Origin of the sequence: Pseudomonas sp. 2822-17, from assembly GCF_002742485.1 — a bacterium.
GTDB classification, from domain to species: Bacteria; Pseudomonadota; Gammaproteobacteria; order Pseudomonadales; family Pseudomonadaceae; genus Aquipseudomonas; species Aquipseudomonas cyclaminis.
In genome coordinates, this window is record NZ_LJRZ01000653.1 from 1 (window position 1) to 285 (window position 285).

A 285-nucleotide genomic window follows, 5' to 3' on the forward strand; every position below is an offset into this window, starting at 1 on the left:
CATATCCACCAGTAAACACCCCTGTTTTTTCTTTAGAAAGCTCGGTACGTTCTAGATCACTCTTTGTAGCTACCTTGTTTTGATATGCTTCTACAGCATCACGTTGTTCCTCAGAAACAATTTCAGAAACTAATTTATGTTCTGGAGCCAATACAAGGTAAGTAGCACCGAAAAGCGTATCAGGTCGTGTTGTGAACACGGTGATCGAGTGTTCAGTCTCCGCGATGTCAAAAGTAACATCTGCCCCTTCCGAACGACCAATCCAGTTGCGTTGCATATCCTTAA

General features: G+C 42.8%; 1 pseudogene. It reads right to left on the reverse strand.

The features are described 5' to 3' along the window. Nucleotides 1-277: pseudogene (locus AOA60_RS23735) on the reverse strand (class I tRNA ligase family protein); the annotation flags it as partial. Nucleotides 278-285 lie beyond the last annotated feature (8 nt).